Here is a 20,981-nt window from a genome sequence, read left to right on the forward strand (position 1 = left end):
TAATGTATAAAATTAAGTAAAAAGCGAAATTACTCTTAATATGCTAACTTGTCAGTGAAGTAAAATATTAATATTCTTCCAGCTTTTCCGTTAATTCAAACCAGCGTTCGGTCTTTTCCTCTATGGCAGTAAGTGTCTCTTGTAAGGCTACTGATTGTTCTTGTATTTCATTACTGCTAAGACTTCCTTCGGCAAAAGTAGCTTCTATAGCAGTTTTTTTCTCTTCTAACTGCGCTATTTCTTTTTCCAATCGGTTGTATTCCTTCTGCTCGTTGAATGATAAACCTTTCGTTCCGTCCTTGCGCCAAGTGTTTTTGGTGGCTTCTTTCTTGGGAGTATCGTCTGTCGGAGGAACGCTCTCTTCGTACACGCGGTAATCGGTGTAGTTACCAGGGAAATCCTCTACTTCGCCATTGCCTTTGAAGACAAAAAGGTGGTCTACTATTTTATCCATAAAATAGCGGTCGTGCGATACTACCACCAAGCACCCTGGATAGTCTAACAAAAAGTCTTCTAAGACGTTCAGAGTAACAATATCGAGGTCGTTCGTAGGCTCGTCTAAAATCAAAAAATTGGGGTTTTGAATGAGTACAGTACATAGGTATAAGCGTTTAAGTTCCCCTCCGCTGAGTTTCTCTACATAGTCGTATTGCTTTTTACGGTCGAAGAGAAAGCGTTCCAATAGCTGTCCTGCTGATAGAGTGCGCCCTTTAAGTAGTGGAATGTAATCACCATACTTTTGTATCACTTCTATTACCTTTTGTCCTTGTTGTACCTCAATACCATCTTGGGTATAGTACCCGAACTTAATAGTGTCTCCCACTACTATTTTACCACTATCAGGCGTGATAGCCGAGGTGAGTAAGTTGAGAAAGGTGGATTTGCCCGTGCCGTTCTTACCTATAATTCCCACTCGTTCGCCCCGCAAGAAATTATAATTGAACTTATTGAGCACGCGCAAGTCTCCGAAGCTCTTGCTCACATTGTGAAACTCCACCGTCTTACTTCCCAATCGCTCCATATTGATTTCGAGCTGTACCGAGTGCTCCTTCCGACGCTTGTGGGCTGCCTCCTTTATCTTATAAAAATCGTCTATACGCGATTTCGATTTGGTAGTCCGTGCCTTAGGTTGCCTACGCATCCAGTCGAGTTCCTTTACATAAAGGTTTTTAGCCTTCTCTACCGAAGCCTGCTCTTGTGCTAATCGCTGTTCTTTTTTCTCTAAGAAATAGGAGTAGTTCCCTTTGTAGCTGAATAGTTCGCCATTGTCCAATTCCAGGATTTCATTGCACACGCGTTCCAAGAAATAACGGTCGTGTGTAACAATGAAGAGTGTGAGGTTTTCTTTGGCAAAGTACTGCTCTAACCATTCAATCATTTCTAAGTCGAGGTGGTTCGTAGGTTCGTCCAATATCAGCAAGTCAGGTTTGCTAATAAGTACATTGGCTAAGGCAAGACGCTTTTTCTGTCCTCCCGAAAGGTTTTTTACTTTCAGTTGGAGGTTGTCTAATTTTAGACGGAAGAATATTTGTTTGTATTGTGTTTCAAAATCCCAGGCATTATGGCGTTCCATCTGTTCAAAAGCCTTTTGATAAGCCATTTCGTTTTCAGGGTGCTGTAAAGCGTGTTCGTACTCCTGAATCAATCGCAAAATAGGATTGTCGGTTGCGAAAATAGTCTCTTCTACCGTGAGTTCTTCGTTAAAAGAGGGATTTTGTGAGAGAAAACCTATATGTATGTCCTTGCGGAATACTACTTGTCCACTATCGGGTTGGTCTTTGCCTGCAATAATATTGAGTAAAGTAGTCTTCCCTGTACCATTTTTAGCGATAAAGGCTATTTTTTGGTCTTTATTGATACCAAAAGAGATGTTTTCAAGGATTATGCGTTCGCCAAAGGCTTTTGATATATTTTCTACGGATAGTAAGTTCATTCAATTTAGATAATAAATTAAAATTAATTTGTGATATCTCTATCTGCTTGGCTATACGCCCAGGGGGCTCCGTTGTTCTCTATATTAGTCATCATCACATTGAGTTCGGTAGGGGCTGCCGATTCTTCCATTACCAAATACTGCCTCATATCCATAATAATAGATAACGGACTGATACTCACAGGGCAGACCTCCACACAAGCATTGCAAGTGGTACAAGCCCATAGTTCTTCAGGAGTAATGTAGTCGCCTAAAAGTTGCTTACCATCAGACTCAAAAGTACCGTTCTTGTCTATATTGCGCCCTACCTCTTCTAAACGGTCACGTGTTTTCATCATAATCGCGCGAGGAGAAAGCTTTTTACCAGTGAGGTTCGCCGGACATTCATCGGTACAACGCCCGCACTCGGTACAAGTATAGGCGTTCATCAGCTGTAACCAAGTGAGGTCGGTCACGTCCGAAGCTCCAAACTTATCAGGAGGGGTTGTGTCTTGTCGCGTTGCAAAAGGGTCGGCATTGGGGACTAACATTAGTTTCACCTCTTGTGTTACCACTGGGTTTACCTTAGAAGCTCCTAACGGACGAATAGGTGCGTAGTACGTATTAGGGAAAGCTAACAGTATGTGTAGATGTTTGGAGTAATATAAGTAGTTTAAAAAGCATAAAACCCCGGTAATGTGTAACCACCAACAACTGCGTTCTACAACGATAAGAGTGCTTACCGAAGCGTTTCCTAACAAGGGGCGTAACCATTCGCTCACAGGGAAAGAACCTGCTTGCACATAGTGGGGTACGTGTAATGCTTGTAGCTGAGCATCGGCAGCGTTCATCAGTAGGAAAAGACTCATCATTACCATTTCGGCATAAAGGATATTGCTTGCATCTTTTTTTGCCCACCCTCTGATTTCTGCCTTGCGAAAGCGTGGTAGTTTTAGTACATTTCTCCTTATCCAAAATACGGTTACTGCTACAATCACTAAGAGAGCTAATACCTCAAAAGAAGCTATCAAGAAGTTGTAGAACGCCCCTAAGGAGGCAAATATGCGGTGGGTTCCTATGATACCGTCAGTAATAATCTCTAAAAGTTCGATGTTGATAATCAGGAAACCTGCATATACAATAATGTGTAACACACCCACTATGGGGCGTACCAACATTTTTCGTTGCCCTAAGGCGAGCCACAACATATTTTTGAGTCGTTCTTTGCGGTTGCCAGAAGTGTCTTCCGGCTTGCCTAAACGGATATTCCTAATGAGTTTCCGTAGATTATAAATAAAAAAGCCTCCCCCTATACAGAGAAGTATTATAAATACTATGTTAGGAAAGAAGCTCATCAATACAGTTTATTCTCCTTTTTCTTCGTCTTGAGGCTCGTATGTTTTAGCTTTTTTACCAAAAACGGAGAAATGAAGATAACGCTTAGGATTTAAACGAAGGTCTTGTAAGAGCAATTCGAGCTGTTTAGCCGATTTGTCTAAATCTTTATAGAGCGCTTCGTCTTTCAGCAATTTTCCAATAGTGCCCTTGCCCCCTTCTATATCAGCCAAAAGAGTGTTGAGGTTGTTAAGAGTTGTTTGTGCATTGGCAATTACTTTATTGAGCTCAGCTTCCGAAAGCTGTCCTGATACTTTTGATAGATCAGTAGTGATTTTATTAGCATTGCTTAAAGTAGCATTCAAATTGGCTTGATTAGCTACCAACATCTTATTGAGGTTTACTGATGCCTGATTTAGGTTGTGCATTGTCGCGCTCAGTTCGGCAATGGCAATTTTTAAATTGTTAGTAGTTTTAGCATCTAAAACACTGTTCACTCCTGTAAGAGTGGTATCGGCTTGTCCTAAAAGGCGATTGAGTTTGTCTTGTGTAGGTTTGATTGACGAAGAGATAGAGGCGAGCATATCTTCTTGTACGCGTGCTTCTAATACATCTCCCGATACGGCTATAGGAGCATTATCGAAGGCGGGAATAATTTGAAGTCCTGCACCTCCAAGCAAACTGTTGTAAAGCTCGGCTACACTATTCTTAGAGAACTTAAAATCGTCTGAACACTCCATCGTGATTTTTATCTTGGCACTTTTCTCTTCTAAGTCCACTGCTTCCACACTCCCTACTTTCACCCCATTTACAGTGATTTGTGTACCTGTTTTTAACCCTCCTGAATGAGGAAAATAAGCGTAATAAGTATTCGTTTTATTAAATAATGATTTAGACTTCAAGAAGTTAAAGCCTATATAAAAAGCGGCAATACCCGCCACAACTATAATAGCTGTTTTTATTTCTCTGGATAGTTTCATCAGTTTCTATTTGAATAAGTTTACTTTTCTATTTGTTTAGCTCTTTCTACTGTAATGCGTTTCTTTTGGTAAAAAGCTACGATATAAGCATCTTTATACCCTTTTTTTTTTGCTTTGTTCAGTAGCTCAAGGGCTTCTCTGTGCTTCGAAGTATCTCCATAGTAATACACATATACACGCCCGTCTTTTTCAACCGATATAGGCGAGAGTCCTTTGAAATTAAAAGCCTTTGTTTCTAAATTTTTAGGGCTTGATGATATCTGTACTTTATAGCTCAAATCGCTGTTGTTGATAGTGCTATTACTTGTACTTTGTCTTGGGGTATTACTTTTTTCTCTTACTTGTGAAATACTGTCGTCAGGGGTAGTATAAGAACTTTTGTCTTCTATCCATTTCTTGTAAGCGAGTATCGCCTCAGCAATGTTTTCGGCAAACTCTTCTTGCCCCTTAGCCGAGGTGAGGAATTTGCGTTCCTCGTTGTTAGTAAGGAATGCTGTTTCTATAAGGATACTCGGCATATAGGTTTGGTGCAAGACGATGAATCCCGCTTGGCGCACGCCTCTGTTAGTGCGTTTCATCACTCCTGTCAGTTGGTTTTGCACTAACTTAGCTAGCTGAATGCTCTGCTCCAAGAACTCTTCTTGCATAATAGATAGCCCTATTACCGATTCAGGTGAGTTGATATTGTACTTAGCGTATTTCTTTTTGTAATCATCTTCCAAGTAGATTACCGAGTTTTCGGCTTTGGCAACCTCGAAGTTCTGCTGGTTGGCGTGTAGCCCTAATACATATGTTTCCGCACCGTCTACTTGTGTTTCGTGAGCGTTGCAGTGTACTGAAACGAATACATCGGCTTTGTTCCTGTTGGCAATAGCCCCACGTTCATAAAGGTCAATTAGCACATCGGTTTTGCGAGTGTAAATCACCTTTATATCAGGGTAAGCCTCTAACTTTTTGCCTACTAATAATACTATTTTCAGCACCACATCTTTCTCAAAGATGTTTTTCTGTACTACTTTACCGGGGTCTTTACCTCCGTGACCCGCATCTAAAACTACTTTAAACACAGGGTTCTTCTGTCCATAAAACAGACTAAAAGTACTACTGCATAGTGAAAAAAGAAGAATGTATATAAATTTCATTAATATATGTTCTGCTTAAAATTGGTGCAAAGGTAATTATTTTACTCGAATATACAAAAAGCGTGACGTTAAAGTTTCATTTTTAAAGGAATAAAGGAGGTTATCTGCAATAAATAACCTCCTTCTTCTATCAATATATCAAGCAAATTTTATTTTGATTTACCTTGATTTGCCACGCTGTTGATAGCGGCTGCAATAGCTTCTTGGTCGCCTAAGTAATAATGTTTAATAGGTTTTAAATTAGCATCGAGTTCATATACCAAAGGTACTCCCGTTGGGATATTGAGCTTTAAGATTTCTTCTTTTGAAAGCCCGTCGAGATATTGTACCAAAGAACGCAAACTGTTACCGTGTGCTGCGATAATCACACTCTTGCCTGCTTTAATGTCTGGCGCAATCTCGTTAAACCATATAGGCAACATACGGTCATAACAATCTTTCAAACTTTCGCCTGCTGTTTTTTCTTCTTTGGTAAGTGAAGCGTAACGACGGTCGTGTGAAGGGTGACGTTCGTCTGATTCTTCAATAAGTGGAGGACGAACATCGTAAGAGCGTCTCCACAAAAGTACTTGGTCTTCACCGTATTTAGCAGCAGTTTCAGCTTTGTTCAAACCTTGTAGCGCCCCGTAACTCTTTTCATTGAGTCTCCAGCTTTTGTGTGTAGGCACCCAAAGGTCGCCCATTGCCTCCAAAGCATTGTTCAAGGTTTTGATAGCTCTTTTGAGCACTGAAGTATAGGCAACATCAAATTTGAAGCCTTCTTCTTTCATTACGCGTCCTGCTTCACGTGCTTCTTGTACGCCTTGCTCTGTTAAATCTACATCTTGCCACCCTGTGAATAAGTTGAGCTTGTTCCATTCACTTTGCCCGTGGCGTAAAAGTACTACTTTATACATATATATTTAATTAATTTTATTTTTATTCTTCTCCTTCTTTTTTACCCAAACCTCTGAGGAAATTGCCTATTTGTTTTTTGGCTTCTTTTTTAGCCTCTTCTTTGGCTTTCTCTTTCACTTTAGTCATTGTGCTGTCTTTGTTCTTCATCAGTCCTCCCACGGTTTTGGTTATTTCGCCTGCTGTACCCGAACTTGTTTTACCTCCTAAAGCCTTTTGTAGTGCGTCAGTGCCTTTAGCGGTAAGGTTGTTAATTTGGTTTTTAGCTATTTGGGTAGCCAAATTTTTTACTACGGCTTTAGCATCGGTGCTTACTTGTGGTTTTTTGAAAGTTCCACCTACGGTTGCTACCACGGGCAAGTTGTTTATCTTTTTCTGGTTTTCAGGAGTCAATTTTGCTAACAAACCTTCTGCTTCTTTACCCAACATTTGAGGCGGTACATTAAAGGTGAGCTTGTAATTCATCTGTTGGTCAAATCCGTGAGAACCTGCTACCTCTATGGCTACATCTTTATATTTGATAGTAAAAGGCTTGATTTTTACTTTTCCATCTTCAAAATCAACCGCTGCTTTCACATCTTTTAGGTTGAGATTGGCTAAATTTAATCCCGTAAATTGGCTGTCTAAGGCTGAGAGTAGAGGAGAACCGTGGCTGTCAATCTTGGAGTCGATAAGTGCTGCAAATAGGTCGCCCGAGATACTGTTAATTTGAGGAGTTAAATCGTTTTTCAAATTACCTTTTACGTTGATAACCGTATTCACTTTCCCTTGTACAACTTTCGCAATAGGCGCTATCTTTTCGAGCATAGTAATTTGCGTAAAAGCATCGGATATGTTAAGGCGGTTGAGGTTTAAATCTACGTCAAAGGTAGGTACTTTTTCTTTGGTCGATACATCTCCTGCAAGAGCTATATTTCCTCCAAAAATATCCGATTTTAAGTTCTCTAAGGTTACTTTTTGGTCTTTTATAATCAGTTTGCCCGATACATTACTCAATTTCAAATTGTCGTATAACACCGTATTGGCTTTTGCAGTAAGCGCACAATCTAAGAAAGCAGGTACTTTTATAGCCGCTTCTTTTGTAGAGGTCTTATTAGCTTTAGGTGCTTCTTTGGTTTCTTGTTTCGCAGGAGCAGACGATTCTGTTGCGGGTTGCATAAAATCGTTTACTACTAACTTGTTCGAAGATAGATTAAAGTTTCCTTTGAGGATTTCTTTTCTGAAAGCAAAACCGTACAGATTATCTATCGTTCCAGTAAGGTGTAAGTCGCTATCACCTGTGCGAGCATCAAATTTTGAAAGCCCAATGTGCGACGGATTAAAGGCTACGTTTAAGTTATCAATATGGAAAGGTTTTACAAACTCCTCGCCTGCATATACAAACTGAGAAAGCGACAAATTACCTTGCGCTTTAATTTTTTGATAATTCTTAGCCTCTACCGATTTCATATCCAATTGTGTCGCTATATCAGCACGTAAGATTCCTGCCAACTTCTTGTTTAACGAAATAGGGTATGCTTGCGATAAGTTTGCCAAGTTGATAGTCCCTTTTACTGCCATATCCACAAACGGGTTTACTACCACATTGCTCACATTGGCACGAGCCGAAAAATGGTCTTGGTCAATACTCATCGTAAATTTGTTGAGGTTCACTTTGGTATCGTTGGTAATACCCGTAGCGTTGTTTACTTTTAGGTCGATAGTGATGTCACGCACCGTTTTAGGTAGGTTCGGATATTTAAAAGAAGCATTGTCTGCATACATTTCAAGTCCGAAAGTAGGGATTTTATCACCTACCATATCACCTTTGGCAAAACCTTTCAGAGTCAGATTTCCTGTGGTTTTTACATTCTCAATGCTTTTAGAGTACTCTTCGGGAATGAGCGCTAAAAAGTTTTGAAATGAATTGGTAGGGGTGCTAAAAGTAAGGTCGTAATGTTGTCCTTCCTCCAATAATTGAATAAAACCATCGAATACCAAATCCAAACGATTTACAGTAGCTTTGTTTTGCTTGAAAGTATATTTCTGATTTTTGAGGTCGATGCCCAAAATAGCCTGCAAGGTGATAGGCACTCGCTTCATAAAAGTACTCTTACCCATTGCAAAAGTTAGGTTGGCTTTCGTCTGAGTGTCTAAGTCCAATACCTCTTCGGCAAAGTTTCCTTTCCCGCTGTGGTAAATATCGGCTGCTTCCATAAAGAGGTTGCCGTCGTCCATTTTGAAAGTAAATTTCAGATTTTCTACATTGTACCGCTGAATATCTAGCTTGATAGGTGCTGACTCTTCCTCAGGTTTATCCGAAGGAATAGCGATATCATAGTTGCCTTCTCCCTCCTTGTTAAGGTGTATATACACCGAAGCATCTTTCACATTAGCTCCTAGCAAATTGTAGTTGCCCGCTAATAAATCTTTGATGCTAAGCGTTACATCTATGTGTTTAGCAGCAAAAAGTGTATCACCTACGAAAGGCTCTTTGTTTACCAAAACAAAATCGTTGAGGGTAACGCGTGCCTTAGGAAAGTTCTTAAACAGACTAATATCAACATCTTGCAATCCGATGTTCGCCTTTAAGTTTTCATTTGCCATCTCAATAACCTTTTCCTTGATAGTATCTTTAAAGAAAAAAGGAATAGCAATCATTGCGATGATGAGGAGCAGTAGGGTTATACCTCCCCATTTCAGTATTTTTTTAGCTATTTTCATTCGTGTTTTAGCAATTATGTTTTCTGAGTGCAAAGATACGAAATAATTAACAATTAGCAATAAATTCTGAAATAATTATTTTGTTCTTTGTTTTTATAGTCTACCAGAATTGGTCTGCGGATTTTCATCTTGCACTTTACCAAAGTTGAAATCCACTAATATCCTCTTTTTTAACACTCTCTTAGCTTTAACTTCCCTTTGCTTTAGCTTCGCTTTTCCTTCGTCTTTTGTTCGTTCATTGTTCGTTCATTGTTCGTTCTTTGTTCGTCATTCGTTCGTCTTTTGTTCGTCTTTTGTTCGTCTTTTCTTTGTCTTTTCTTCGTCTTTTCTTCGTCATTTGTTTATCTGCCCGTGTGGCTCGCACCGTTCATTGTTCGTCTTACTTTTTCCGTTACTACACTCCCTCTCCTTGTAAGTAGATATTCTGTCCGCTGATTCTTCGTTAGAGGTTTAGAGGAAACTTTATTAATCATTTTTGTCCAAATTCTACACCCAAGCTATACCTCTTTTACTTCACTAATTTAGTGTGTTTTATCTAATGTGCTAATTTTCAAATTTGCTAATTTGCTAATTTCTCTCTATTTTTGCATTCTTATAAAGTCTTATAACGAAAAAATGGAGCAGATAAGTGTATTCGATATGCTAAAAATAGGGGTAGGTCCTTCCAGCTCTCACACTTTAGGTCCTTGGCGTGCTGCTGAGGCTTTCCTCAAAGAATTGAGAGAGAAGCACCTCCTAACTCGCACAACCAAAGTGCACGTAGATTTATATGGCTCACTCTCTCTCACAGGCAAAGGACACGCTACCGATTTGGCAGTAATGTTAGGTCTCAGTGGTGCCGACCCTGAGTATGTGCCTATCGAGAGTTTAGATGTGATTATTACGGCTATTACTAATAATCAAGAGCTCTATTTAGGTAATGAGAGCATCATTAGCTTCAATCCTAAGGAAGACATTATTTTCAATAGAGATTTTTTGCCTTTTCACCCCAATGGTCTTACTTTTACAGCTGAAGGCGAGGGGTTCAGTTATGCTTCTACTTTCTACTCAGTAGGGGGTGGTTTTATAGTAAAAGAAGGAGAACAAGCAACAGCCAAGGAAGATACTCAGCGAAATTTCCCTTTCCCTATTGATAAAGCTGAGCAACTGATTAGCTATTGTTGCCAAGAAGGAAAGAAAATATCCGAAATCGTCTATGAAAACGAAAAAGCCTTGCGCACTGAGGAGCAAATCCATAGCGAACTGATGCGTATATGGCATATAATGTTGGAATGTACTTATATAGGTTGTCATACCGAGGGTGTACTCCCTGGCGGTTTACACGTGCGCCGTCGTGCTTATGATATCCACAAGAACCTCATAGGGGTAGTAACCTACGATAGTCCAGAGAATTGGCTGAACTCTATCAAGAAAACGAATATCAAATTTCGCGAAATCCTTAAATGGGTAAGTTGTTTTTCGCTGGCAGTTAATGAAGTGAATGCTTCGTTGGGGCGTGTAGTTACGGCACCTACCAATGGTAGTGCAGGGGTGATTCCCGCCGTGTTACTCTACTACATAACTATCGAAAACCAACAAGCTACCGAGGAGCAAATTCAGCAATTTCTATTGGTAGCGGGTGAAATAGGCAGTCTCTTCAAAAAAGGGGCAACCATTTCAGCAGCTATGGGCGGTTGTCAAGCCGAAATAGGTGTATCTTCCGCAATGGCGGCAGGTGCGCTCTGCGAACTCTTGGGTGGTTCTCCAGAGCAGGTACTCATCGCTGCCGAAATAGCAATGGAACACCACTTGGGGCTTACTTGCGACCCTATTGGCGGATTGGTGCAAATCCCTTGTATCGAGCGCAATGCTATGGGGGCAATCAAAGCAATTAACGCTGCCGAATTAGCTATCGAAACCGACCCTAAGAATGCGAAAGTACCCTTAGACAAGGTTATCAATACTATGTGGCAAACTGCCAAAGATATGAACTCTAAATACAAAGAAACCTCAGAAGGGGGCTTAGCGGTAGCTGTAAATATGGCGGACTGCTAATCTAACAACTAATAACTAACAATTAATGACAATAAACTGTAAAGGAGAGCTTCTCTCTATGGATACCCCGCGAGTGATGGGAATCCTTAATCATACTCCCGACTCTTTCTACGAAGGTAGTCGTGTAACCGAAAAAACGCTCTTACAACGCGCAGAAACAATGCTCGCTCAGGGCGCAGATTTTATTGATGTGGGTGGTTATAGCACCCGCCCCAATGCACCCGAAGTCTCACAAGCCGAAGAACTCAGTAGGGTAGTGCCCGTAGTGCGCTCTTTGGTGCAACATTTCCCCGAGATACGTATCTCGGTAGATACTTTTCGCAGTGAGGTAGCACGCCAATCGCTCTTAGAAGGGGCTTGTATTATCAATGATATTTCTGCCGGACTCTTAGATGAGCAGATGTTGGCTACAGTAGCGCAATTTCAGGTGCCTTATATTGCGATGCACCTCGTAGGTACACCCCAAACAATGCAACAGCACACCGATTATAAGGATATTATCAGTGATATGCGCTACTATTTTTCCGAGCGCAAAGCCAAAGCTTTGCAAGCGGGGATTAACGATTTTATAGTAGATGTAGGCTTTGGTTTCTCTAAAACCTTAGACCAGAATTACGAAGTATTGAAGCACTTAGAGCTATTCCATAGCTTTGGTTGTCCGCTATTGGTAGGTTTTTCCCGCAAGTCGATGTTGTACAAATTGTTAGAAACTGACCCTGCTGGTGCACTGAATGCTACGACAGTAGTCAATACCATAGCCCTGATGAAAGGGGCACACATTTTGCGGGTACACGATGTAAAAGAAGCTAAAGAATGTGTAACACTCTTTGAAAAAATACAATGAAACTATTCGATATTTTAGACTTTACAATCGTCGATGCGATTGATATAGTGCTGTTTGCAGCCCTCTTGTACTACCTCTACCGATTAATTCGAGGCACGGTAGCCATTAATATTTTTATGGGTATTGTGATTATCTACTTGATATGGAAGATTACCGAAGCTTTGCAAATGCAGTTGCTTAGTAGTATATTAGGTCAGTTCATTGGGGTAGGAGTCTTCGCACTGATAGTTGTATTCCAGCAAGAAATACGTCGCTTCTTGCTCACCATTGGTTCTACCAATATCACTGCACGCAACAAGCTACACCGTGCTTTTCACTTCTTCAAGGAGAAGGAAATTCTGCTTAATATTGAGAGTTTGATAAATGTATGTCAGAAGTTAGCCAGTACCAATACAGGGGCGCTTATCGTTTTGGAACACAATATGCCTCTCGACTTTGTAACCCAAACTGGCGACAAGGTGAATATAGAGTTCTCCGAGCCTATTATCGAAAGTATCTTTTATAAGAATAGTCCGCTACACGATGGAGCCATTGTGATAAAGGGTGACCACATCGTAGCTACAAGGGTAATACTGCCTGTTGCAAGTGAAATCAACTTGCCTAAACGCTATGGTTTGCGTCATCGTGCCGCCATTTCTATCACCGAGAAAACAGACGCTACTGCCTTAGTCGTTTCTGAAGAAACCGGACACATTTCCTACTTCAAGAATGGTGCCTTTGTAAAATTCAAGAATAACGATGAACTCATCAAAGCTGTACAATCCGATTTTTAATTGCTTGTCGCGCTACAACCTTTTTCAGATAGCGAGCTTCAAGCATTCACTGGCTTTGGGGCTTCTAGGGCTAATCGTTAAATTTGCTAATTTCCAAATTATCTAATTTTCAAACTAAATCCTTTCTCTCCCCCCAAAAATCCCTCTAACACATCACCTGCTGCTACTCTCCCTGCACCTTTAGGTGTTCCCGTAAAGATAAGGTCGCCTTTGCGAAGGGTAAAGAACTGAGATACCTCCGAGATGATAACGTCAAAACCTCTGAGCATTTGTGTCGTATTGCCCTTTTGTACAGTAGAGCCATTTTTGTCTAAGTGAAACTGAATAGAGGAAGAACTCTCAAATGTTTCTTTAGAGACAAACTTTCCTACGATAGCTGAGCCATCAAAAGCCTTCGCTAGCTCCCACGATAGTCCTTTTTGACTCAAATCCGCTTGCAGGTCGCAAGCGGTAAAGTCAATGCCCACCGCAATCTCGTCGTAATACTTATGTGCAAATTTTTCCGAAATGCACTTCCCATTCTGGTTGATTTTCAGTACTAATTCTATTTCGTAGTGCAAATCCTGTGTGAAATCAGGAATGTAGTAAGGAATCTCAAGGTTGTGAATAGCCGTATCAGGCTTCATAAATACCACTATGGGCTGAACCGTTGTTTTATCAAATGTTTCGATAGTCTCGCGGTAGTTTTTACCTATACAAATAATTTTCATATTTATTTTAATGTGAGTTTGATATAAAAATACTATTTTTCAATCGCTTTTACGTTGTTACAATTCCTTCTTAGGAATAAGGTCTTGAGGCAAAATGCGCCTTTCTTTATTATTTATAATTTGGTTTTCTTTCCTTTGGGAAAGGTTTTATTTTATAAAATCTGTGAGAGGTTTTAAAGTAACAAAACACCTATTTGTTCAATTAAAAAAATAGTTTATTGTGATAAGAATACGCTTCATATGCAATGATTTCCTATTACTGAAATACAGCTTATAGATTGCAAAAGTAAAAATAAAAACTGTATTATGTTTGTATATTTTAAAAAAAAGTAATACATTTGCCCGAGTTTTTGTAACAGGACAAAAATGATTATGAAATAAAACAAATATTATTTTAAGATATAACCAATGAAAAAAGAAGATGTGTTAGAAGACTATGGCATCGCTGTTCTCAGTAGAGAATGTAGCTTGATGGGAAGAAAAGAAGTGCTTACTGGTAAAGCAAAATTTGGTATTTTTGGAGAAGGAAAAGAAGTACCTCAATTAGCTTTAGCAAGAGCCTTTCGAGATGGTGATTTCCGAAGTGGTTATTACCGCGATCAAACTCTTATGATGGCTCTCGGGGTGCATACAGTAGAGAATTTCTTTGCAGGAATATATGCACACGCTGATATAGAGGCAGACCCTACAAGTGCAGGTCGTCAAATGGGTGGACACTTTGCTACTCATAGTTTAGATGAAGAGGGAAATTGGAAAGATTTATTAAAACAAAAGAATAGCAGTAGCGATATATCGTGTACTGCAGGGCAGATGCCTCGTTTATTAGGTTTAGCACAAGCCTCTAAAGTGTATCGTGAGTTACCGAATGCTGAAAGTAAAGGCTTCTCAAATCACGGTAATGAAGTAGCTTGGGGTACTATTGGTAATGCAAGCACCAGTGAAGGTCACTTTTTTGAAATCCTCAATGCAGCAGGGGTAATGCAAGTGCCTTTAGTAATGTCTGTTTGGGACGATGAGTATGGTATTTCTGTTCCTAAAGAATATCATACCATTAAACAAAGTATTTCTGAAGCATTAAAGGGCTTTGTACGAGACAAAAAACATAAAGGTTTTGAACTATTTGTCGTAAAAGGTTGGGATTACCCGACCTTATATGAAACTTATCAAAAAGCAAGTAAGATAGCTCGTGAACAACATATACCTATATTGATACACGTTCTTGAACTTACTCAACCTCAAGGTCACTCTACATCTGGTTCACACGAGCGTTACAAAAGTCCTGAACGACTTCAATGGGAAAAAGATTTTGATTGTATTTCCAAAATGCGTGAATGGATATTGGCGGAAGGCTATGCTACTGAAGAAGAATTGCTAGCTATAGAACAACAGGCTAAGAAACGTGTGAATGAAGGAAAGAAAAAAGCTTGGGAAGCTTATATTAAACCTATTGAACAAGAGAGGAAAGAACTTACTGCTCTTCTTGCTTCATTATTAATAAATACAAATAATAGTACTATAAAAGAAAAAGTAGAAAGCCTATCCAAATCTCTTCTTAAAGTGGCCTTACCTAATCGCAAAGATGTGTTGAGCACTGCCAGAAAAGCCTTACGTTTATTATTACCTGAAGGTGAAAATAGAATACTTCCCTTACAGAATTGGATAAAGAGCTATATAAAAGAAAACGAACCCAAATATAGTCGATTTCTTCATACTGAAAATAAACAAAATCCTATCCATATAGAAGAAGTACTCCCCACCTATGATACATCAAAAGAACTTGTTGATGGACGTATTGTACTGAGAGAGAATTTTGATGCCTTACTTTCTAAATATCCTAATTTATTGATATTTGGTGAGGACGTAGGGAACATAGGTGATGTAAACCAAGGATTAGAAGGATTACAGAAAAAACACGGAGCTATAAAAGTAGCTGACACAAGTATTCGTGAAACTGCTATAGTAGGACAAGGTATAGGTATGGCCATGCGTGGTTTACGTCCGATTGCTGAGATACAATATTTAGATTATATTCTCTATGGTTTACAAACGTTAAGTGATGATTTGGCTAGTTTACATTATCGCACTTTTGGAAGGCAAATGGCTCCTCTTATCATCAGAACAAGAGGACACCGTTTACAAGGTATTTGGCACGCAGGTTCTCCTATGGGAATATTGTTAGCTTCTCTTAGAGGAATGTATATCCTTACTCCTCGTAATATGGTGAAGGCAGCAGGGTTCTACAATACACTCTTAGAAGGTAATCAACCTGCGGTAGTGGTGGAATGTCTTAATGGTTACCGCCTGAAAGAAGCAATGCCCACGAACCTCACCGAGTTCAAAACGCCTATTGGAGTAGTCGAAACACTTCGTGAAGGAAAAGATATTACAGTCGTATCTTATGGCTCTACTTTGCGCATCGTGTGTGAAGTTGCCGATGAGTTAGCTTCTATGGGTATTGATATAGAGATTATAGATGCACAATCCTTGGCACCATTCGATGTGCGTCACGATATAGTGAAGAGCATACAGAAAACCAATCGACTATTAGTAGTAGACGAAGATATGCCTGGAGCTACTTCGGCATATATTTTGCAGAAAATTGTAGAAGAACAAAATGCTTATCAGTATTTGGACAGTGCGCCACAAACCTTAGCAGCAGGAGAACATCGTCCAGCGTATGCTACTGATGGTGATTACTTTTCTAAACCTAATGCTGATAGTATCATTGAGAAGATATACAGTATAATGCACGAAGCTAATCCTGAAAAATATCCAACCTTGCTATAATTCATTATCTTCTTGAAAGTCATTCAAGAGATTATCAATAGCACGGCGGTCTTTTTTAGTAGGGCGACCCTCTCCTTTTTCGCGATAATAGTCTTGCGCAAGTCTTTGTATTTCGGCTTGTTCAAAAGCCTCAGGAGGCGTGTTGTCTTGGCGATAAAGGTCTACTAACTTAGCTCCCACACGGCTCACAGGGATATCTAAAACCTCCAATTGGTAGTTGATTTGGTTCTTACGCACTATTATTTGGTCGTTTTTGTAAATCTCCCTTGAGGGTTTTGCAGTTTCACCATTCACTTTGATGTGTCCTTTTTTGCAGGCTTCAGTAGCTATATTACGTGTTTTGAAGTAACGTACACACCATAAGTACTTATCAATTCGCATTCTTTTGTATTTTAGAAAATATAATAAGTGCAAAAATAATAAATTAATTGTATCTTATACTAAGGGATAAAGAAATTTTATATGATGAATAAATTTATATTTACTATTAGCACAATAGGTTTACTATTTGCTGTTTCGTGTAAGAAAAATGAAAACTCTAATGTAGCGCCTCCACGTGATGTTACAGAGGTGAGAAATGAGAATAATCAAAGTATTGAAACATTCTTAAAAACGCATACTTACACTTTTTCAGCAACAACCACTATTTCTGAAACGGTTACCTTTGCAACAACCTCTAATACTACAGCGTCTATCTTCAATGATAGTAAGCTAAAACGGTTAGAATTAGATGTCTATGATGCTAATAATGCTCTTGTACGTCATACGCTTTACTATCTTATTTTGCAAGAGGGGACAGGAACTACCACTACTATTGCTGATTCAGTATATGTGAATTATAAAGGACAGTTATTAGATTTAAGTGTATTTGATGAAACAACAACACAATCTACTTCTAATTGGATGGATCTCATAGGTAATATTGTTACCAACAAGCCTTCAGGTACTATTAGAGGTTTTAGGGAGGGGGTTGCTCAACTAAAAGCATCAGCTAGAGGGCTTACAAACAATAGTGATGGTACTCTAAATGCTCCTACTGATGGAGGAGTTGGAGTTTTCTTTATTCCTTCAGGTTTAGGCTATTTCAATAACAGCCAATCTAAAATACCTGCTTATTCACCTTTAATTTTTACAGTAAGACTTATTGCTACACGTCGTGCCGACCACGATCACGATGGTAAACCTTCTATAAATGAGATTGTGCGTAATGAATATGGTGTGGTAACTTATCCAGATTGTGATGCTAACAAAGATATTTCGTATCTTCCAGATTATTTAGATGCCGATTGTAAGTAGAATGAAGAAGTATGTCCCTAATCTTATCACTTTATCCAATCTCCTTTGCGGAACTGTAGCGATTGTCTTTGCCGTAAGAGGAGCGATTGATTGGGCTGCTTTGTTTGTGGCAATAGGCATTTTCCTCGATTTTTTTGATGGTTTCTTTGCTCGTTTGCTACACGTAAAATCCGAAATGGGTTTACAGTTAGATTCCTTAGCCGATATGGTTACTTCTGGAGTAGTTCCTGGCATTGTGATGTTTCAGCTATTGAGTAATAGTACCTATGTATTACAAACTGAGGGGACTTTTGCTATGTTGTTGCCTTATGTTGGTTTCTTTATTACTTTAGCTTCTGCCTATCGCTTGGCGAATTTTAATATAGACACACGGCAAACATCTGGCTTTATAGGGCTTCCTACTCCAGCTAATACAATGTTTATTCTTTCTTTGCCTCTTATATTACAATATCAGCCTACTGAATTATTCAATAGTTTATTGCATAATATGTGGGTCTTGTTAGGGATTACTTTGTTGAGTGCTTACTTGTTGAATGCTGAAATAGCACTCTTTGCGTTGAAGTTTAGCGATTATTCTTTTAAGAATAATGCGTTGAAATATGTATTCTTAGCGCTTTGCGTCATTTTACTTCTAAGTTTAAAAATAATTGCTATTCCGCTAATTATTTTATTGTACATTATTCTTTCCTTACTACTACCTAAGCGATAAATCTCGCTTCATTCTATCCAAATTGATTTTAGGTTTTTGTAAGAAGATAACACTATCAATAACTACTTGCTTGGATTTTGGGTATATCCCTAAACTATCCATTAGCAAGTAGTTTTTTTGTTTGAAGCGTAGTATATAAGGCATTTTCTTAAGCTCAATATTACTGACACCTTTATTTTTTATGTAGTTCATTACTACAGGATCAGGAGAAATTGTATCTGTTTGATAAATACTTAGTTTATCACCTTGTCTAATAGTGATTACTTTCTGTTTATATTTGCTGAAAACTATCATTTCTTCAGTAGTTTCTAATTGATATTTGTGATAGAAAAGTACCCCTTGAAATAAAATAACAGATAAGAGAAGAGCTACCAATACTTTGTATTTCCTATAATGTACAAAAACAATGAGTATGAACACCGTCAATAAGGAAGAAAGAAGTAGGGGAGTAGTAAAAGGTATGTTGCGTATGATAAACGTTTCTTGATGAGCTATAAATGCTACCAAAAAGTTCATCAAAGCGATTAATTTTTCTAAGACGAAAACTATGGCATAAGGCAGAATACCAAAACTTCCCAAACATAAGGCAATGATACCTCCTATGAGTATAGGTTGTAATAAAGGTACTACTACCAAGTTAGAAACGAAAAACAATATAGGAAACTGGTGAAAATAGTACAAACTGATAGGTAAAACTACTATTTGAGCAGATAATCCTACCAAAAATAGTGACCATATCCATTGTAAGTATTTATTCTCAGGTTGCCACCATTTGCGCATCACAGGGTAGAATTTCATTATAGAAAATACTGCTGCATAACTCAACTGAAAGCCTACATCATACAAATAGTAAGGATTGATAAGCAACAGAAATAACATTGAGAGCATTAACGCATCAAACCTGCCTTGTTTCCTGCGTATAAGAGTACTCAATCCTACAAAGCTGAACATTACAGTAGCCCTCAGTACCGAAGGAGAGGCGCCTGCTATGAAAGCAAAAGTCCATAAGCCTGCTAATAGTATAAAGTATCGCAATGGACGATAAAAACCTAAATTAGGCATCTTTTGCAGTAATAAAAGGAGTATAGCAGTAATAATCCCTACGTGTAATCCCGAAATAGCTAAGATATGCACCGCTCCCGCATCAACATAATGTTGATAGACTTCGTTATCTAAATCAGTACGTTTTCCTAAGAGTAGTGTTTTTAACAGAGCAGAAGACTCTTGATTAAAATATTTGCCTATTACAATAGCTAAATGAGAGCGTGTTCTCGCAATACTCCCCATAAAACCTGTTGTATTATTTTTAACAACAGAAAAAGCAACTACTTCTGTTCGCCCATATACACCTTTTCGCTCCATATACCGTTTATAGTTGAATTGATATGGATTTTTAGGAGGAGATATAGGAGTATATTTGCCTACAAAAACCAATCTATCTGTTGGAGCTAATGTTTTCACATCATCGGTAATTGTTTTAGAAGGAAAAAAGCACAGAATTTTTCCTTCTGTACTTGTATGGTTAGCCGTTAAGAGCTCGGCTTTAAAGGTAGTACCGTAATCTGTTTGTGAAGTTTGCTCTATTATGTCAGCTTCTAAAGTGTAATACTCATTAGCATTTAGTTTTTGTGTGTAATGCTTAGAGTTATAGGTGGGGGTATGAAGGATAGTTATTAGTATACCCACTGCTACGGAAGTGAGACCTACGTGTATTACAATTCCGTGACGAAAAGTATATCGTTTGGTAGCTAAAAACTGATGTATTGCCAAAGTGAGCAGTAAGCATATACAACTACTTATTGCAAATAAAAAAGAGGGAGCTATTACATCAGTAATAGCAATCCCTCCTATGAGTCCTAATAAGATAGTTAATATGGGAGTATTTACAAATCTCACATTACACGTTTTGCCATACGAAATGTTTTCTTGTAATATTCATCACTTAATGAAGAAATCACAACTCCTCTTTTAGAGGAAGAGTGTATGAATTTAATATCTCCATCTATATCTACTACCATACCTACGTGTGATATTCTGTTTTTCCTAGTCGTTCTGAAGAAAAGTAAATCGCCTACTTTTACATCTTCCAAGTCAATTTTAGTTCCTTGTGTAGCCATTTCTTGTGAGGAGTGAGATAATGGTACTGAAATAGATTTGAAAGTAGTACTTACAAAACCAGAACAATCCATACCATTACGGGTAACACCTCCGTGTCTGTAAGGGGTTCCTAAGTATGAGAAAGCTGTATCTAATAATACTTTCTGCTGTTTGGTATCTGCTTTACTTTTAGAGAGTGCAGTAAGCGCTATATCGGTAGTTTCATAGCTTTCAGGTTCCTCAAATAGTTCTTCGTCTTCTAAGTCGTCTTCCAATTCAGTGTCTGCGAGGGTATTTTCAGCGTATTGTTTTAGGGCTTTATTACCGATGTGTTTTTTAGGAGCATATCTCTTACTCTTAGCAACAGCTATATCTTCTTTTATAGGCTTTTTCTTTTTATCAGTTATAGCTAAAGCTCTCTTAACAGGAGCTTTTTTTACAGACTTTTTAGCAGAATGATGAGCTACACTGCGTTTAGGAGGTAACTTATGACGTTTTTTAGCTGTTGTAGCCACTCTGGTGGTAGCTTTTTTCCCTTTCTTAGGAGGAGAAAATGTTTTCTTTTTAGGCTTGCTCTTATTTTCCACAGCCTTTGTGGTAGCTGTATTTACAACTACACTCTTTTCGGTATTCTTTACTGCCTCTGAAAAGGAAGATAAGCTGAGTAGTAGTGTAAATAAACCTAAAATTCTTAATACGTACATAGTAATTTGAGCGTTTAAATTCTGAACTTTGAGGAAATACCTAAAAGTTCAAAAGGTTGAT

General features: G+C 38.7%; 16 protein-coding genes. 6 read left to right on the top strand and 10 right to left on the bottom strand.

The window, feature by feature from the left end; translation table 11 throughout:
* Positions 1-67 precede the first annotated feature (67 nt).
* From HMPREF9078_RS04250 to HMPREF9078_RS04275, 6 genes are all read right to left on the bottom strand, one after another.
* Positions 68-1,933, bottom strand: a complete 1,866-nt coding sequence (locus HMPREF9078_RS04250) for an ABC-F family ATP-binding cassette domain-containing protein (protein ID WP_009419508.1) — start codon at positions 1,931-1,933, stop codon at positions 68-70.
* Positions 1,934-1,956: 23 nt separating this feature from the next.
* A complete protein-coding gene (locus HMPREF9078_RS04255; RefSeq protein WP_009419509.1) occupies positions 1,957-3,267 on the bottom strand; it encodes a (Fe-S)-binding protein in 1,311 nt (436 codons plus the stop codon).
* A gap of 9 nt (positions 3,268-3,276) precedes the next feature.
* Positions 3,277-4,227, bottom strand: coding sequence for an MlaD family protein (locus HMPREF9078_RS04260; RefSeq protein WP_009419510.1), 951 nt, complete (start codon positions 4,225-4,227; stop codon positions 3,277-3,279).
* Positions 4,228-4,247: 20 nt separating this feature from the next.
* Positions 4,248-5,369 carry an N-acetylmuramoyl-L-alanine amidase gene (locus HMPREF9078_RS04265; RefSeq protein WP_009411845.1) on the bottom strand — a complete coding sequence of 374 codons (1,122 nt, stop codon included), beginning with the start codon at positions 5,367-5,369 and terminating at the stop codon, positions 4,248-4,250.
* A 149-nt stretch (positions 5,370-5,518) separates the two neighbouring features.
* Complete coding sequence (gpmA, locus tag HMPREF9078_RS04270; protein ID WP_002672496.1) at positions 5,519-6,265, bottom strand: 2,3-diphosphoglycerate-dependent phosphoglycerate mutase; 747 nt, start codon at positions 6,263-6,265, stop codon at positions 5,519-5,521.
* A gap of 22 nt (positions 6,266-6,287) precedes the next feature.
* Positions 6,288-8,966, bottom strand: a complete 2,679-nt coding sequence (locus HMPREF9078_RS04275) for an AsmA-like C-terminal region-containing protein (RefSeq protein ID WP_009419511.1) — start codon at positions 8,964-8,966, stop codon at positions 6,288-6,290.
* Positions 8,967-9,581: 615 nt separating this feature from the next.
* Here HMPREF9078_RS04275 and HMPREF9078_RS04280 point away from each other — a divergent pair.
* From HMPREF9078_RS04280 to HMPREF9078_RS04290, 3 genes are read left to right on the top strand one after another with little or no spacing between them, the layout of a single operon-like run.
* Positions 9,582-11,000 (top strand): L-serine ammonia-lyase, encoded by a 1,419-nt coding sequence (locus HMPREF9078_RS04280; RefSeq protein WP_034542832.1) that lies wholly within the window; start codon positions 9,582-9,584, stop codon positions 10,998-11,000.
* Positions 11,001-11,025: 25 nt separating this feature from the next.
* Positions 11,026-11,844: a dihydropteroate synthase gene (gene folP / locus HMPREF9078_RS04285; RefSeq protein ID WP_009419514.1), complete on the top strand. Its 819-nt coding sequence runs from the start codon at positions 11,026-11,028 to the stop codon at positions 11,842-11,844.
* Complete coding sequence (locus HMPREF9078_RS04290; protein ID WP_009417337.1) at positions 11,841-12,617, top strand: diadenylate cyclase; 777 nt, start codon at positions 11,841-11,843, stop codon at positions 12,615-12,617. Before folP ends, HMPREF9078_RS04290 begins: the two co-directional genes overlap by 4 nt.
* A 98-nt stretch (positions 12,618-12,715) precedes the next feature.
* Here HMPREF9078_RS04290 and HMPREF9078_RS04295 read toward each other — a convergent pair whose 3' ends face one another.
* Positions 12,716-13,327: a fumarylacetoacetate hydrolase family protein gene (locus tag HMPREF9078_RS04295; RefSeq protein ID WP_009419515.1), complete on the bottom strand. Its 612-nt coding sequence runs from the start codon at positions 13,325-13,327 to the stop codon at positions 12,716-12,718.
* A 408-nt stretch (positions 13,328-13,735) separates the two neighbouring features.
* On the opposite strand from HMPREF9078_RS04295, the gene HMPREF9078_RS04300 reads away from it, so the two are divergent.
* Positions 13,736-16,114, top strand: a complete 2,379-nt coding sequence (locus tag HMPREF9078_RS04300) for a thiamine pyrophosphate-dependent enzyme (protein ID WP_009419516.1) — start codon at positions 13,736-13,738, stop codon at positions 16,112-16,114.
* Here HMPREF9078_RS04300 and HMPREF9078_RS04305 read toward each other — a convergent pair.
* Positions 16,109-16,495, bottom strand: coding sequence for an RNA-binding S4 domain-containing protein (locus tag HMPREF9078_RS04305; RefSeq protein WP_009419517.1), 387 nt, complete (start codon positions 16,493-16,495; stop codon positions 16,109-16,111). The two genes, HMPREF9078_RS04300 and HMPREF9078_RS04305, sit on opposite strands and share 6 nt — an antisense overlap.
* Positions 16,496-16,576: 81 nt before the next feature.
* Here HMPREF9078_RS04305 and HMPREF9078_RS04310 point away from each other — a divergent pair, with 81 nt between their 5' ends.
* Complete coding sequence (locus tag HMPREF9078_RS04310; RefSeq protein ID WP_009419518.1) at positions 16,577-17,410, top strand: FKBP-type peptidyl-prolyl cis-trans isomerase; 834 nt, start codon at positions 16,577-16,579, stop codon at positions 17,408-17,410.
* A gap of 1 nt (position 17,411) precedes the next feature.
* Positions 17,412-18,119, top strand: coding sequence for a phosphatidylcholine/phosphatidylserine synthase (locus tag HMPREF9078_RS04315; protein WP_034542834.1), 708 nt, complete (start codon positions 17,412-17,414; stop codon positions 18,117-18,119).
* On the opposite strand, the gene HMPREF9078_RS04320 is transcribed toward HMPREF9078_RS04315, so the two are convergent.
* Positions 18,105-20,015 (bottom strand): ComEC/Rec2 family competence protein, encoded by a 1,911-nt coding sequence (locus HMPREF9078_RS04320; RefSeq protein WP_009419520.1) that lies wholly within the window; start codon positions 20,013-20,015, stop codon positions 18,105-18,107. The genes HMPREF9078_RS04315 and HMPREF9078_RS04320 overlap by 15 nt on opposite strands.
* Positions 20,012-20,920, bottom strand: a complete 909-nt coding sequence (locus HMPREF9078_RS04325; protein ID WP_009419521.1) for a C40 family peptidase — start codon at positions 20,918-20,920, stop codon at positions 20,012-20,014. The genes HMPREF9078_RS04320 and HMPREF9078_RS04325 overlap by 4 nt, the downstream gene beginning before the upstream one ends.
* Positions 20,921-20,981: the final 61 nt, after the last annotated feature.

Origin of the sequence: Capnocytophaga sp. oral taxon 380 str. F0488 (assembly GCF_000318255.2) — a bacterium.
In the GTDB taxonomy this organism is placed as follows: domain Bacteria; phylum Bacteroidota; class Bacteroidia; order Flavobacteriales; family Flavobacteriaceae; genus Capnocytophaga; species Capnocytophaga ochracea.

Coding starts and splice junctions, on each gene's coding strand:
- HMPREF9078_RS04250 (WP_009419508.1), bottom strand. CDS start 1,933: ATGAACTTACTATCCGTAGAAAATATATCAAAAGCCTTTGGCGAACGC.
- HMPREF9078_RS04255 (WP_009419509.1), bottom strand. CDS start 3,267: ATGAGCTTCTTTCCTAACATAGTATTTATAATACTTCTCTGTATAGGG.
- HMPREF9078_RS04260 (WP_009419510.1), bottom strand. CDS start 4,227: ATGAAACTATCCAGAGAAATAAAAACAGCTATTATAGTTGTGGCGGGT.
- HMPREF9078_RS04265 (WP_009411845.1), bottom strand. CDS start 5,369: ATGAAATTTATATACATTCTTCTTTTTTCACTATGCAGTAGTACTTTT.
- gpmA (WP_002672496.1), bottom strand. CDS start 6,265: ATGTATAAAGTAGTACTTTTACGCCACGGGCAAAGTGAATGGAACAAG.
- HMPREF9078_RS04275 (WP_009419511.1), bottom strand. CDS start 8,966: ATGAAAATAGCTAAAAAAATACTGAAATGGGGAGGTATAACCCTACTG.
- HMPREF9078_RS04280 (WP_034542832.1), top strand. CDS start 9,582: ATGGAGCAGATAAGTGTATTCGATATGCTAAAAATAGGGGTAGGTCCT.
- folP (WP_009419514.1), top strand. CDS start 11,026: ATGACAATAAACTGTAAAGGAGAGCTTCTCTCTATGGATACCCCGCGA.
- HMPREF9078_RS04290 (WP_009417337.1), top strand. CDS start 11,841: ATGAAACTATTCGATATTTTAGACTTTACAATCGTCGATGCGATTGAT.
- HMPREF9078_RS04295 (WP_009419515.1), bottom strand. CDS start 13,327: ATGAAAATTATTTGTATAGGTAAAAACTACCGCGAGACTATCGAAACA.
- HMPREF9078_RS04300 (WP_009419516.1), top strand. CDS start 13,736: ATGAAAAAAGAAGATGTGTTAGAAGACTATGGCATCGCTGTTCTCAGT.
- HMPREF9078_RS04305 (WP_009419517.1), bottom strand. CDS start 16,495: ATGCGAATTGATAAGTACTTATGGTGTGTACGTTACTTCAAAACACGT.
- HMPREF9078_RS04310 (WP_009419518.1), top strand. CDS start 16,577: ATGATGAATAAATTTATATTTACTATTAGCACAATAGGTTTACTATTT.
- HMPREF9078_RS04315 (WP_034542834.1), top strand. CDS start 17,412: ATGAAGAAGTATGTCCCTAATCTTATCACTTTATCCAATCTCCTTTGC.
- HMPREF9078_RS04325 (WP_009419521.1), bottom strand. CDS start 20,920: ATGTACGTATTAAGAATTTTAGGTTTATTTACACTACTACTCAGCTTA.